The organism is Pseudorhodoplanes sp. (assembly GCF_050250235.1).
In the GTDB taxonomy this organism is placed as follows: domain Bacteria; phylum Pseudomonadota; class Alphaproteobacteria; order Rhizobiales; family Xanthobacteraceae; genus Pseudorhodoplanes.
Map to the genome: position 1 here is coordinate 1 of NZ_JBFWPA010000008.1, position 14,012 is coordinate 14,012.

At 59.9% G+C, this 14,012-nt stretch carries 11 protein-coding genes and 3 pseudogenes; 2 read left to right on the top strand and 12 right to left on the bottom strand.

What is annotated here, in order from left to right:
- A pseudogene (locus AB7F49_RS05705) lies at nt 1–128 on the top strand (helix-turn-helix domain-containing protein); the annotation flags it as partial.
- A 90-nt stretch (nt 129–218) separates the two neighbouring features.
- Here AB7F49_RS05705 and terL read toward each other — a convergent pair.
- From terL to tnpA, 10 genes and pseudogenes are all read right to left on the bottom strand, one after another.
- Nucleotides 219–2,162 (bottom strand): phage terminase large subunit, encoded by a 1,944-nt coding sequence (gene terL / locus AB7F49_RS05710; RefSeq protein WP_428520862.1) that lies wholly within the window; start codon nt 2,160–2,162, stop codon nt 219–221.
- On the bottom strand, nt 2,162–2,590 hold the full coding sequence (locus AB7F49_RS05715; protein ID WP_428520863.1) for a DUF5681 domain-containing protein: 429 nt from the start codon (nt 2,588–2,590) through the stop codon (nt 2,162–2,164). The genes terL and AB7F49_RS05715 overlap by 1 nt, the downstream gene beginning before the upstream one ends.
- A complete protein-coding gene (locus AB7F49_RS05720) occupies nt 2,541–4,034 on the bottom strand; it encodes a site-specific DNA-methyltransferase (protein ID WP_428520864.1) in 1,494 nt (497 codons plus the stop codon). The genes AB7F49_RS05715 and AB7F49_RS05720 overlap by 50 nt, the downstream gene beginning before the upstream one ends.
- Nucleotides 4,035–4,121: 87 nt before the next feature.
- Nucleotides 4,122–4,571, bottom strand: a pseudogene (locus AB7F49_RS05725) (IS66 family transposase); the annotation flags it as partial.
- A 79-nt stretch (nt 4,572–4,650) separates the two neighbouring features.
- Entirely contained in the window at nt 4,651–5,502 is an 852-nt protein-coding gene (gene istB, locus AB7F49_RS05730; RefSeq protein WP_428520865.1) for an IS21-like element helper ATPase IstB, read from the bottom strand.
- Complete coding sequence (gene istA / locus AB7F49_RS05735; RefSeq protein WP_428520866.1) at nt 5,502–6,776, bottom strand: IS21 family transposase; 1,275 nt, start codon at nt 6,774–6,776, stop codon at nt 5,502–5,504. Before istA ends, istB begins: the two co-directional genes overlap by 1 nt.
- Nucleotides 6,777–6,948: 172 nt before the next feature.
- A pseudogene (tnpC, locus tag AB7F49_RS05740) lies at nt 6,949–8,043 on the bottom strand (IS66 family transposase); the annotation flags it as partial.
- Between the two features lie 71 nt (nt 8,044–8,114).
- Nucleotides 8,115–8,471, bottom strand: coding sequence for an IS66 family insertion sequence element accessory protein TnpB (gene tnpB / locus AB7F49_RS05745; protein WP_428520867.1), 357 nt, complete (start codon nt 8,469–8,471; stop codon nt 8,115–8,117).
- The gene (locus tag AB7F49_RS05750) at nt 8,468–8,869 is read right to left on the bottom strand and encodes a transposase (protein ID WP_428520964.1); all 402 of its coding nucleotides are present in this window, start codon (nt 8,867–8,869) and stop codon (nt 8,468–8,470) included. Before AB7F49_RS05750 ends, tnpB begins: the two co-directional genes overlap by 4 nt.
- Nucleotides 8,755–8,997, bottom strand: a complete 243-nt coding sequence (gene tnpA, locus AB7F49_RS05755) for an IS66 family insertion sequence element accessory protein TnpA (RefSeq protein WP_428520868.1) — start codon at nt 8,995–8,997, stop codon at nt 8,755–8,757. Before tnpA ends, AB7F49_RS05750 begins: the two co-directional genes overlap by 115 nt.
- 779 nt (nt 8,998–9,776) lie before the next feature.
- Here tnpA and AB7F49_RS05760 point away from each other — a divergent pair.
- Nucleotides 9,777–10,100 carry a hypothetical protein gene (locus AB7F49_RS05760; RefSeq protein ID WP_428520869.1) on the top strand — a complete coding sequence of 108 codons (324 nt, stop codon included), beginning with the start codon at nt 9,777–9,779 and terminating at the stop codon, nt 10,098–10,100.
- Between the two features lie 65 nt (nt 10,101–10,165).
- Here the strand turns inward: AB7F49_RS05760 and AB7F49_RS05765 are convergent, their stop codons facing one another.
- On the bottom strand, nt 10,166–10,681 hold the full coding sequence (locus AB7F49_RS05765; protein WP_428520870.1) for a hypothetical protein: 516 nt from the start codon (nt 10,679–10,681) through the stop codon (nt 10,166–10,168).
- Between the two features lie 16 nt (nt 10,682–10,697).
- Nucleotides 10,698–13,850, bottom strand: coding sequence for a tetratricopeptide repeat protein (locus AB7F49_RS05770; RefSeq protein WP_428520871.1), 3,153 nt, complete (start codon nt 13,848–13,850; stop codon nt 10,698–10,700).
- Nucleotides 13,851–14,012: the final 162 nt, after the last annotated feature.

A 14,012-nucleotide genomic window follows, 5' to 3' on the forward strand; every position in this document is an offset into this window, starting at 1 on the left:
GCCAGCAGTTCTACGAGATACGCCGCAACTTCCAGACCTACGGGGCCGAGGGGCTGATCGACCGCCTGCCCGGCGCGCGGGGACCGCACCCCAACCGGGTGTCGGCCGAGATCGAGCAGGCCGTGCTGGCGTCGAACACCCCGACGATACGCCGCCTCATACCTTCATGCCGTCACCAACTTCCGCGAATAGCTCTGTTTCCCCTTTGCGTTCCGCAATTACACCCAACTCAGGGTGGAGTCGTACCCTGTCCCGCCGAATTTCAGAGCCAGACTGATGCTATCGACTATGTCGTCAGTATCGCCGAACGGGTAACTAAGGAGCTCCCTTTCGACCATCGGCATGAATAAGGCGTCCCTTGGGAATAGCACACGGGCATCTTGAAACTTGGCCTGTTGTACATAGAGGCGACCTTTTCTGTCTTGTTCGATCGGTTGAAGCTTTATTAAGTGGCCTGACTGCAACTCGCGATCCTCCCGGAGTGCCACGCCTGTGGCAGTCTCCTCGAACCAGATTTGATATGGTCGGTATTGCTGCATGAGTGCAGTGAACGTTTTTCGTAATTCCGAGTACTCGTAGATGCCGCGCTCCATGTGCAACAGATAATAATTTCCTTCAAGAAGCTGCCAGATGGTGCATACGGTCCAGTCGCTCTGTCCTCCATCCTTGAGGGCAGTGTCCCATGACATGACAATACGTTTGTATTTCGGCTCTTCAGGTGGGGCCGTGTAATAGTGGATCCACGGCCGCTTGATAATGGCACTCGGTCCTATCGGATTTTCGCCGATCCAAGCCAGGGCGTAGACCGTGGCGTCGACTTGATCGTCGTAGTTCGAACTGGGAAATGACAGCAATTCGTTCAAGTAGGTGTCGAGCCAATCCGCCCATTTTGGAAATAGAACGAACCCGCCTTCGATCATTGGCGTTTGACCATTCAATCGCATGACCTTATTCCCGTCCAGGGAGGGTGCGGCCCGCACCTTCGAAAGGCCCTCGGCTCGCAATTGTTGGATCAGTGAAGAGCCCGATGACTTATCCTCGATCAAAACGACCGTGGCATCGTGAAGCTCGGCGTGTGCTTCGATGGACCTCTTCAAATCAGGAAATAAAAGCTTCCTGCGGAAAACGTCGAGCAAGTAAGCTTTTCGGCCCGTAACGCCCCAAGTCGTGCATACGCTGAAATTGGCAAGCTCGGTATCTGTAACCGCCGTATCCCAACTTTGAAGGATAGTGCCGAAATTGTCAGGTTTCTCCTCCGGAGCATAAAATTTCAACCACTCGCGTTTGACGATATTTCCGGCTGGTGGTTGAGGATTCTGCTGATACTGAGCGGCAAAATGATAAGGTGTCATCGCCTTACGAAGCGCCTCCAGGACCGGGCGCGGGGTCAGCGCTGGTTGTAGAATATCTCCCTCCTTTCGAAGCAATCGGCTGGTTCGGTAGGGGTTTCGAATTTCATAAGATTCGTCTTCCTCGGCGACTGCCGAGAACGACAGTGTCCGCCAATCTTCTGTCTCTTGGACATGAGCGACCAGGTCATCGGCATGCAATCTTTGCATGATTATGATAATTGAGCCTTCTACTTGTCTGTTGAGGCGACTCCGCAACGTGTTGTCGAACCATTCGTTCACGCTTTCGCGTCGTGCATCCGACAGTGCCTCGTCAGCCTTCAAGGGGTCGTCGATCACAATGACATCGCCGCCACGACCCGTGAACCCACCTCCGACTGACGTCGAGAAGCGAAAGCCACCTTGGGTGGTTTCGAAGTCTGCGACGGTGTCTCTCTTGCGAGAAATCCTAGTGTCAAACAGCGATTGATAAAACGCACTATCCATGAGGCGACGCGATTGTCGGGCCAAAGTGTCGGAAAGATCCTGAGAGTACGATACGCACGCTACCTGCTTTTCCGGGAAATGACCCAAGAACCAAGCCGGAAATGCGATCGATGCAGAGTGAGACTTCAGGTGTCGTGGTGGAACATTGATGATTAGGCGCTTGCAGTTGCCGTAAGCAACGTCTTCGAGACTCTGGGCAATGAGCTCCAGATGCCAGTTGGATTCGAATGTCTGCGCTGGATTCAGTTCAAGAAAGGACCGATGGATGAAGGCAAGTAGATCTTGCCGATAGATCTCGGCGGTCATTGTTGCAGGCAACAGTGCCATCAGTCGTTCACCCGCTCGTCGTATGGCCGCAAGCGCTTATAGATTTCCCGGATCACCGTCTTATCGGCATCGCTAAAGGGATATTCAGACGGCCGAGCGGCCTCCGCTTGCGTTTCGATTTTGTTGATCCAATCAAGAAACGCAGTGATTGATTTGTTGTCGCCGTTGAGCGCCTTCGTAGCGAGCCGCATCGTTACCGCTTGTGCCATTGAAATTTTGCGCTTTTTTCCTCCGATGTTCGCAGGGACTTTGCTACGGGCGGCCTCCATCATATAGGTGGCAAGGTTCTTGCTGCCCTTTGGCCTGCCTGGCCGAGGTCTGCCGTCGCCCGATCTGAATTGACCATGTTTGGGCGGTTTACCGCGACCGACCTCATAATCACCTTGGCTTGGGTCCGATTCGCTTGTTTCTTTGAGGCGAACGCGCATCGGTTTCTTTGCCTCTTCGATGGGAGCGCGCTTCCGCTTCGCTGTCTCTTCGATGCGTACGCGCTTCACCTTCGCTGCCGGCGCGTTTTTTTCGAGCTTTGATTCTTTGGATGTTAACCGTATCCTTTTGACCATGCTTGTTGCGCTCCGTCCGCTCAACCCGAACTCGGTCGAAACTCAAATCTGAATCTACGTGGATAGCTCCTAGGCCATAGACCTCTTCGAATCGCTTAATGATGAGATCGGCATAATGCGCATCGAGTTCGATGCCATAGCCACGCCGGCCGGTCTTCTCGGCTGCGAGCAGCGTGGTGCCGCTGCCAGCGAATGCGTCCAGAACAATGCCACCTCGTTTCGAGCAGTCGAGAATGGCGTCGCTGACAAGCACGAGGGGTTTCGGCGTCGGATGCCCGGCAAGTGTGGCGTCTCGGTCCTTCCCAAAACTGCTCATGCCTGCGTATTGCCAAATATTCGTTCTGCTTCTCCCGAAGCGTCCGAGTTCGACGTTGTTGATGTGCTTGGCTCGACCGTTCTTGTAGACGAATATGAATTCGTGGGCCGATCGATATAGAGAGCCCATGCCGGCATTGCTCTTCGACCAGACGCAGATGTTCTTGAGCTCGGTGTATATGTCGTCGGCGGCATCGGCCAACTCACGAATGTGCCTCCAATCCATGCACACGAAATGGATCGAGCCGTCGACGCTGAATTCAGCGAGGTTCGTCAATGCCCGGCGCAGGAAAGTTGTGAATTCCCGCTCGCTCATTTCGCCGGACGCCATCGCGAACTCGCGGTGCTGGGCCTTTCCCAGACCGGAGACGTTGCCCGCGATCCGCATATTGTAGGGAGGATCGGTGAACACCATCTGGGCGCGTTTGCCATGAAGGAGGTGTTCGTAGCTCCGAGGCTTGAGGGCATCGCCGCACAGGAGAAAATGGTCCCCGATCTGCCAGCAGTCGCCAGGTAGTGATACCGCGGGGAGGGAGCGGTCGATCTCCGGAATGACATCCGCCTCGTCCGGCGCGTTATCGCCCGTCTCGCCGATGATGAGATCGATCTCGCCCATCTCGAAGCCTGTCACAGTGACGTCAAAATCAGACTGAAACGACAGCTCCTGCAGTTCCAGGGCGAGCAAATCGTGATCCCAGCCGGCGTTTTCGGCGAGCCGGTTGTCGGCAATCACATAGGCGCGGATCTGCGTTGGGGAGAGATGGTCCACCCGGACGGTGGGTACGTCCGCCATTCCAAGGGAAATTGCAGCTGTGATTCTGGCGTGGCCAGCGACGATTTCGTCACGAGCGTCAATCAGGACGGGACTGATGAATCCAAACTCGGTGATGCTGGCAGCGATCTGTTTGATCTGCCGGGGCGTATGCGTGCGGGGATTTTTAAGGCGAGGTTGGAGCTTGCGTGGGTCCTTGTATTTGATGTCAAGCGTCCTCACAGCGCCCCCCAGCCCGGCGTCAAAAGAGACTGTGCAACTTGAATCGCGAATCAAAAATATTGTAACCGTCCATTTCTAACACATCGCTCAGGCTGCAGCGCGTGATCGAGGCCAGTTCCAGGGCAGCAGGGCGTCGAGCCGGCTCATGGGATGTCCGCTGGACATGCGTTCTAACACGTCCTTGAGGTAGGCGAAGGGCTCGACGTCGTTGAGCTTAGCGGTGGCCAAGAGGGAAGCGACGACCGCCCAGCGGGCCGCGCCGCCGTCGGAGCCGGCGAAGAGATGGTTCTTGCGACCGAGCGCGATCGGCCGGATAGCGCGTTCGACGGCGTTGTTATCGAGCTCGATGCGGCCATCATCGAGGAACCGGCAGAGAGCCTCCCAGCGGGCCAGCGTATAACGAATCGCATCGGCGAGAGCGCCTTTTGGCGGGATCCGATTAAGTTGCGCCTCGAGCCAACCCTTCATGGAGCGAACTACCGGCAACGACCTGGCTTGCCGTGTTGCCTGTCTTGCCTGGGGTGGTTGCCCCCGGACGGTGTCAACGGGCGGCGAACTTTCCGTGAATCTGGGCTTCCAATTTTCCCTAGTCGGCGGTTGAAGTTTTCGTCGGTGATCAGCCGGATTGTTGATCCTCGGTCTTCCGTAATGGCGGGCGACCGCGCCGTTTCGGCCCGGCCTGAGGGGTGACGATGGTCCTCGGCCTGACGGTTTCGGGCACGAGATCGGCGTGCTGTCGCATGCGATAGCTGGATCCTTCGATCTGGATGACGACTGCGTGGTGCAGCAGCCGATCGAGCAACGCGGTTGCGACGACCTGATCGCCGAAGACCTCGCCCCACTCGGCGAAGCCGCGGTTGGAGGTGAGGATCATGGCGCCTTTCTCGTAGCGAGCGTTGACCAGCTGGAAGAACAGATTGCCGCCGCCGGGAACGACAGGCAGGTAGCCGATTTCGTCGACGACCAGGAGGGAGGCGCGTGCCAGGAAGCGGATGCGCTCGCGCAAGGTGCCTTCTCGTTCGGCCTTGGCGAGGGAGGTGACGATTTCGGCGAGGGTGGCGAAGGCGACGCTCTTGCCGGCCTTTACGGCCTCGACAGCGAGCGCAGTTGCGAGATGGCTTTTGCCGGTGCCGGGCGGGCCGAGCAGATGCACGACTTCGGCGCGTTCAATGAACTTGAGCTCTGCCAGCGCCAGGATGCGATTGCGGTCGAGCGAGGGCTGGAAGGCGAAGTCGAACCCAGCCAGCGTTTTGATGGCGGAGAGACGGGCCATGCGCAAAGCCGTTCTGGTGCGGCGGTTGTCGCGCAAGGTCTGCTCCTCGAGCAGCAGCCGGTCGAGCGCCTCGACCCAGCTGCTCTCGCCCTGTTCCACCTGACGCAGCGTGGCATCAAGCAGTTCGAGAGCCCGCGGCATCTTCAGGGCGACCAGGCTCCTCTTGATGCTGTCGAGCGTGGTTTGGCTGTTCATCACCGGCCCTCCCTGGTTGCGAGGCGGGCGGCGACGGACTGGTAAACATCCAAAGAGCGACGCGCCACATGCTCGCCAGGGCGCCCGAGCACAGCACCATGATCGGTCGCACGACTGAAGGCAGACATTGTTCGAGCGCGCGCGGCGCCCTGTCTGTGTTCCGCTACGACACGGGTCCTGCGGCGCCCTTCGAGCACGGGATGGACCGCGACCAGCCGGCCCTGGTCGAGAATGCGGATTGAGTCCGGCAGTTGGTGAACCTCGACGATCCTGCGGGTGCGGTCGGGGACGGAGTAATAATTGCCACCGATCGAGACCAGGCCATCGTGGCTGACGCGCCGTTCGAGCTTGAGCAGGGTGTCGAAGGGCGTAGCCGGAAGCCTCTGAAGCTCCGGCTGCTCGGCTGCGAACGCTTCGGACACCACCTTTTGCGTGGTGCCATGCACCCGTGCATTGGCGACGGTCATCAGCCAGTCGTCGAGCTGAGTGTTGAGATCGTCCAGATTCCGGAAGTTCCGGGCCAGGAAGAAGTCCTGCCGGATGTAGCTGAACGGCCGCTCGACTTTGCCCTTGGTCTTGGCGCGGTAGGGCCGGCAGGCTTTCGGGAGGAAGCCGTAGTGCTGCGCCAGCGCCAGCAGCGAGCGATTGTAGACAATATGGCCGGCACCGTCCTCGCTGGTCACTGCCGTCTTCATGCGGTCATAGAGAATTTCGATCGGCACCCCGCCGATCGCCGCGAATGCCTGCATGTGGCAGCGCAACAGAGTCTGCAGGTCCTGATGCATGACGAAGCGCGCAAAGATGTAGCGCGAGTGGCCGAGCACGAACGAGAACAGCCAGACAATACGAACAATCCCCGGCTCGTCGCTGAAGGTGACGACAAATCGCGCAAAATCGACCTGCGCCTGCTGGCCGGCCGGCGTCTCGAAACGAACTTCGAACGGTTTCGGCAAACTCTCGGGACGGATCGCCGCCACGAACCGTTTCACCGCCGTATAGGCGCCAGTATATCCGCGCTCGCGGATCTCCCGGTTCAGTCGGACGGCACTGAGTTCTGGGAATGCCTCGACGCGCTCGCGAAGATAGTCGAGGTAAGGCGCGAGCTTCGAGGGACGGCCCACCTGCCGCGGACCGTAAGCCGGCGGCTCCAGCCCGCGCTCGATGTATTTGCGGATGGTTTTCGGATCGCGGCCGGTGCGGCGCGCGATCGCGCTGATCGACAAACCTTGCTGGTGAAGGTCCAAAATCACGATGAGGTCTCCAAGCTGGATCATCCGCGCCGTCCCTGCCCGAATCAGTCCGGACGACAAGGATCGGCGCCTCACGCCTGAAGGGGCCGTGGCGCTGCGGTATATGGAGCCTTCGCGCCCCGGCCCCTTCAGGCAGCCATGCCAGCTAGGGAATTTTCGATGCCCACAATCGGGGAGTATTCAACGCCCAATGACAGACGGTCGCCTCGATCGCATAGAGCTCGGCGATACGGCCAAGCGCTTCGGCCGCAACAGGCGAGCCGGTCGCTTCGTGCACGTCGTAGAACTTCCTTCGGGCATGAGCCCAACACGCTGCCAGCACGATGTTGCCGCGCTCGGTCAGCCGCTCGAAGCCGGGATAACCATCGACCTGAACGATGCCCTTGAACTTCGCCAGGTGAACAGCTGGGCGCTCGGCCCGACGATCCGGACTATAGAAGTAAACAGCTGCCGGCGGCTCGGGCCCGTTCCAGGGTCGACCATCGCGGGCATAGACCCAGAGCCGGCCGGTCTTGGTGCGACCTCGGCCGGGATCGAGCACCGGGACCGGCGTGTCGTCGGCGAACAGCGTCTGCGAGGCAAACACATGCTCGGCGAGCCACGCCTGCAGCGGCTCCAGCCACCAGACCGCTCCGCCGACCCAGTTGGCCAGCGTCGAGCGATCCAGCTCGACGCCCTGCCGCGCGAAGATCTGGCTCTGCCGATAGAGCGGAAGGTGGTCGCAGTATTTGGAGACCAGGACATGGGCCAGGAGGCCGGGCGTGGCCAGGCCCTTGGCGATCGGCCGCTCCGGAGCAGGCGCCTGATGGATGGTCCCGCAGGCGCGGCAGCCATAGCGTGGCCGGCGGATGCGGATCACCCGCAGCCGCGCCGGCACATGATCGAGCATCTCGCTGACCGTCTCGCCGATCGGATGAAGCGGACCGCCGCAGCAGGGGCAGGCCTCATGCTCGATATCGAGCTGCATGTCTTCGCGCAGCAAATGTGCCGGCAGGCTCGGCCGCTCACATTTTACGTTCGGAGTCTTGGTCCCGACCGGAGCAGGCGGAAGGCTGGCTTCGACGCGCGCAAGGTCGGTGTTGAGGTCGTCGAGGCCGAGCTGCAGTTGATCGTCATCGAGCTGCTCCGCGCGCCGGCCAAACTGGCTGCGCTGCAGCTTCTTGATGATGAGGTTAAGCCGTTCGATCTCCGCCTGGGCCTCGGAGAGGGCGGTGCGCTCGGCTGCGAGCGAGCGCACCAACCGCTGTAGCGTCTCCACATCGTCCGGCAGAGCGGCAAGATCGATGTCCATGAGCGGAATATATCCTGACTCGCAGACCGCTACACCAAGCGACGCGGTGTTGAGTCAATCCGCCGCAGCGATCATCCCGCCACCGCCAGACGCCACCGCTGTTCCGGCGCTCGCCAGTCGACGCCATCGATCAGCAGCGACAGCTGCGCCGAGTTCATCGACAGCGTCTCGCCAGGCTCGATGCTCGGAGGCCACAGGAAGACGCCGTGTTCGAGCCGTTTGGTGAACAGACAGAAGCCGGTGCCATCCCAATAAATGATCTTGAGGAGATTGGCCCTGGTGCGGCCCCGGAACACGAACAGGTGGCCTGAAAACGGATCCTGGTGCAGGATGCCTTGCACCAGCATGGCGAGTCCGTCGATGCCCTTGCGCATGTCGATGAAGCCCAGCGCCAGGTGGACCTTCACGTTCGGAGGAAGCACCGTCATGACACGGCCTCCTCGGCATTGGTGTGAGCAAGCGGCGCAGCCTCATCAGTGATCTGCACCGTGACGAAGCTCGGCGCTGTCTCCGTCAGTTCCTGCTTCCATCGACGTAGAAGACGTTGATCGATGCCATACCGGCGCGCCACCTCCGCGGAACTCGCCTCAGGTCGGGCCGCTTCTTTGAGAATCCATCGCTTGTCTGCGTCGCTGAACCGGCGTCGATGACCCTCGCGCGGCCGCTGAACAATGGGAGCCGACAGCTGCGAGGAGGGATAAGCCCCCGGACTTAGGGGAGGACTAACGAGCGGACTAAGGGAGGGCTTAAGGGCCGCCGCCGATAGAGCAACTTGCGCTGTGGGGGCTCCGGTTCGAGCCTGAACATCTGGCGCCAGTTCTCGAATGCCTTCTGTGGCAACCCGTGAAACTCGCAATATTGCCGCTGGTTCAAGTCGCTACGCTTCCACGCCTCATGATGCGCTCGCCAGAAGTCCTCTCGCTGACGCTTCCACGGTCTTTGCTCGCTCGCCATCTGTTCTCTCCTGATTTGCAAATCGAGGGCGAGAACAGATCGTGCTCATGAGGCTCGCGACAAGTGTGTGAGGGATGGACGCTTACAAAATATTGAAGAATTTTCCCATTATTTTTGCCGGCTTTCCCAATTCCGAGAGTTGTTTTCCCAATTATTTTTCGACATGAGAATCCTCAAAAACGCCTGTGCCACAGGGGTTTTCTGCATTTTCGTCGTCTCCCGCGGCAATTTGCGCGGGTTTCCTATTATTTTTCCCAATTCTGGTGGGCGGAGTGGAGTCAGAGACGGGTTCGAATGGCACTGCGTGCGCCACCACCTATGTTGTTGAATTTTCACGATTTCGCTCCTGCCATTCTGATTTGATTCAGGCTCGCGGTCTTCAGCGCTTCCAGACCCGCCACCGCCGGGCTTGCGAATAGCCCCGAGACCGGCCGTCTCGCCGCTTCCCACTTCCGATCAGGTCTTGCGGCACGAGCCCTTTGCGGATGCGTCCTGCGGACCTTCGCGAATGGTCCGCGTTCGATGAGAGCGCTGTCGGAGACCCTGCAATTCACGTGAATGGTGCGCGCAAACCGTCGCCGTCGCGAGGCATGCGGTCCATTTCGCGAACCGCGGTTCGCAGGCTTGCCCGTCTGCGCGGCGACAAGCACGCGCGCTTTCACCGCAGCGATACGCTCAGTCCGCGCGAAACCCGGACCGCGACCAGCTGTCGCCTGTGGAAACAACCTCGATCGTGAGACGTTGGCTTCCAACCTGGCAAGTGAATACCGAGAGAGAGCATGGCATTCGATCGTTTGAGCAGCATCCTCGCCGTCATCTGCGTTGGTGCAGTGCCAACGCTGGCAAGCGCGGACACGATGTCCCGAAATTTTGCCATATGTACGCAGAGCAAGGGCACAAAGCAGCAGATCGTGGCCGCCTGTTCGTGGCTCATCGACAATGCCGCCAAGGAAAATGAACTCGTCGGCCTTTTCTACGGGATTCGAGCCAGCACCAGTGACAACAAGGCATCCAATTGCCGCGATGCGCGCAAGGTGCTCGTTCTGGTGAAGGATCCGAAAATGACCGACGCCGCCAACAAGCTGATCAAGCTGAACTGCTAGTTGGAGCAGCATCGATTTTGATACTCATGACCTCGACCGACATGACAATGGCCTCGACGTTCCCATTATGACGGCAGCCGGCAACCCGTCTCCAGTTCGTTCCACATTTCGTCCTTGACGAATGTCACCTTGCCGCTGGCCCGCACCTGGCGGATGTAATCGCGCCCGGTATTGGCCGTCTTGATATTGGCCGAGCGAAGCTGGAAAAGTCCAAGAACGAAGTAGAAATGCGCACGGTCTTCTTCGGTGGAGAGGCTGGCTGAGTGGCTCGCGGCGATGTCGCGTCCTTCCTTGCCCCCGTACCATAGCAGCATCATGTAGCCATACGCCTTGAAATCCGCCCGGTCGGCGCCGAGAAATTGCTTGCCCGCGAGTCTGGCGAGCTGTTCGCTGCCAAGTTCCTTCATGGAAGGCCTGGCTTTTGCGGCGTCGCTCAGGACATCGCTCGTGGCCTGCCGAACGATTCCATCGACGAGATCGCGGCAGGTCGGGTTCTGCGCCACCGCGGGGGAGGCAGACGCAACAAGAATCAGGAGCGCCAACCGCGCGTGGATTTTTAATGAGAGGGTCGCTCCTGTCATGAGGCGCCTCCCGCATTCATCTTCCACCGTCGCCGACCACGATGAATGGGGCCCAATGAGCCGGATAGGCATTGGTCTCGTCCGATTTGTCAGCGATCATCGCAAGCATGGCCTGTCGCAATCCTTCGGAGCGTTCCAGCTTTGGATCGGACGTCATGCGAGCGAACACATCGGACGTGAGCCTGGCCGCAGCATCGTCTCCGACCGGCCAATGCGACACAAGCAGTGCCCGCGCGCCCGCATAGGTGAAAGCCTTGGCGAGCCCGGACAGCGCTTCCGCCCCAGGCTTGTCTCCGGCAGCCGTGTTGCAGGCGGACAGGACCACCCAGTCGGCATTGAGCTTGAGCTGTGCGATCTCGGAGCTTGACAGCAACCCGTCATCTTCATCGCTAAGCTTTGCCGGGATGGTAAGGGCGAGCGAAGGTTCGGCGAAATTCGCGACCGAGGCGGTTTCGCCGGCGACCAGGCCGTGGGTGGCGAAATACACGATCCTGAACTGGTCGAGCGGCGCATTCTTCACCGCGGCCTCGCTCGCCAGCTTTCCAAGACGGACCCTGTCCGCAGGAACGTCGAGACTTTTCGCCACCGCCTTCAATTCAATCGCCGTACCGGGGAGCGGCGGCAGCGCGTTGACGAGTGCGTCACGGTTGGCGCGCGTGCCGGCGAAATAGCTGCGGAAGTTTCCGACATCCGGCTTCGCGGCCTTGCCGCGGGAGGTCCCGGCCGATTCGTCGCCGAAAACCGGATCGCCAAACCCGATAAAGGCTTCGGGGGCGCGGCCCCCTTGCGCGAACTTCCGCAGTGATCTGAGCGATGAGACGGATGGCAGGATGGTGATGGCATGACGCTTCACCAGCCAGGCCGCATCGCCATAGCCCGAAATCGACGAGGGAACCGGAGCCGACGGCTTCTCCGTTACCAATACATTGAACGGCAGACCGGTAAGCGCGCCGGCGGGGACCAGCAACAGTTTCTTGCGGTCCTTGATGACGTCGTCGATCGGACCCAGGATGTCCTTGTAGAGATTGAAGGCCGTTTCCAGATTGAACATCTTGCTCCGATCGGTTCCGGCCGCTTCGATCGCGAGGCCATGCCGGAATTCCGCGACTCGTCCGGCGAGCGATTCGGCATGAAGTTGGTTGCCGAGTGCCTCCCAGCGCACGTCCTTGTCGGTAATGGCCCAAACGAACGTGCTCTCAGCCCCGACGAGATAGGTAACCAGCACTTCGTCCGGACCGAGCAATGCCTGGACATCAGCGATCGGAAGCGCGGGCGCGGATGTGAGTTCTTGATATTCCGGAAATTTCTCACCGAGGATCGCAGCCAGGCTTTCCTGGCGCTTTTCCACGTCATTGCGTTGCTTGCGCAATTGCGACGCAACGCGGTGGTTGTCCTCGCTGCGTGCGGTAGAAAGACTCTGAACCAGCGCCTGGTCGAGGCTCTGCCATTGCGAGGTCAGGTCCTGCTGCTCGCGCACCAGTTTGCCAAGCGTGTCGTCACCCGCTGCAAAACGCACGGCCATCTGCGACAGCGCTGCGGAAACCCCGGTCAAATTGTAGTTCTGGGCAGCAACAAATGCTTCGTCGGTCATGGCGGAAAGCGAGGCCGGTTCGCGATGGCCGGCTTCGTAGGCGATCGTCACCAGTCGTTCATAGATGTTTCTGAAGGGCAGCTTTTCGCTGCCGCTGACGGCATTGGGTGCCGTGGCCAACTGCTTCTGTCGATCGGATAACAGCAGCGCAGCCGACCGGATGAGCGCAATTGCCTCATCATATTGTTTCTCGCGAAAGCGGGAGACTGCCATGTTGTCGAGAACAACGGCAAGTTTCGGATGGGTGTTGCCGAGCGTCTTTTCGAAGATCTCCCTGGCCCGCGCATAGTGTCGGATGGCGTCGGCGTGGCGCGAGTCGGCGCGCAAAGCATTCGCGAGATTGGTTGCGCTGGTGGCAACCTCCGGGTGTTCTCCACCCAGGAGCTTCTCGCGGATATCGAGCGCGCGTTGGTGAAAGCGGATCGAGTCCCTGTTGCGACCCTGATGGAAGCGTACAAGCCCGAGATTGTCGAGCGTGGAGGCGACCCGGGGATGTTCGCCACCGAACCGCCGTTCGTAGATGTCCAAAGCCTTCACCAGCAGCGGATCGGCTTCGGAATACCGTTTCGTCTGCCACAGCATGTTTCCCAGATTGTTGCTGTTGTCGGCGACCAGGTGGTGGTCGGGTCCCAGGGCTTTTTCCGCGGATACGATCGCGCGCCGGTAAATCTTCTCCGCCTCATCGTTGCGTCCGACAGCAGAGTAGGAATTCGCGAGGTTACCCAGAGTGCTGATGACAAACGGATGCTCGCGTGGGAGGGCGTCCTGATACACGTCGAGCGCCTTGAGATAGAGGTCGATGGCCGTCAGATATTCGCCCTTCGCGTAATGGACGTTGGCCATGTTGTTGTAGGTGTTGCCGACGTTGGAATGCCGGTCGCCTTGCTGCGCGACAAAAATTGCGAGCGCGGCTTCGTAATGCGTGATGGCTTCGGGGTAGTTCGCCTGCGCCCGATAGGCGCCGGCCAGATTCTCGTGGCCGATTGCAACATTGAGATGCTTCGGCCCCAGCGCCTTCTGCAGTCCCTGCAACGATTGCCGGAAGAGCGCGACGGCTTTCGGATAATTGCCTTGCGCCTGATAGACCGATGCCAGGTTGATTGCGGTTTCCGCGAAGCTGCGATGATCGCGGCCGACTTCCTTCTCGTAGATCGCGAGTGCGCGTTCGAGGAATTGTGCGGAAGCGGCGAGACTGCCCTGATTCCGCAGAGCATTGCCGAGATTGTTCAGGGTGATGGCGACGGCGGTGTTGTTGCGCTCTCTTTCGAAGATCGCAAGCGCCTGCCGGAACAGCGGTATGGCGTCCGCAGGCCGCTTCAGAACATTGTAGACTCGGGCAAGTTCGTTGACCGCGATGGCGTAGTTGAGGTGTCGCGTGCCATATCGCTTGGCCGCGAGCGATACCAGCTGCTTGCCGATGCGCTCGGCTTCGGCATAGTTCCCGGCCTGCATGCTCGCGTTGAATCGCTGGTTCAACGCTGCGAGGCTCTGTGCCTGGGTGGGTTGCGCGAGGAGAGCGGAGCCGACGGAGCCCGCGAGGCAGAGCACAAGCAAGATGCGACGCGCGAAAGGAGTCATGTGATTTCCAGATATTTCCTGGCTGGGATGCGGCCCGGTCGGCTGTTGTAGCCGCGGCAAGTGAGCTCGGGCCGGTTTCGGAGCGCTGAGGATCGCCAATGGGATTATGGCATCCAACATAGGCTCGAGGGCGTCGGCTCGGCTGGGGTTGTGCCAGCCCGG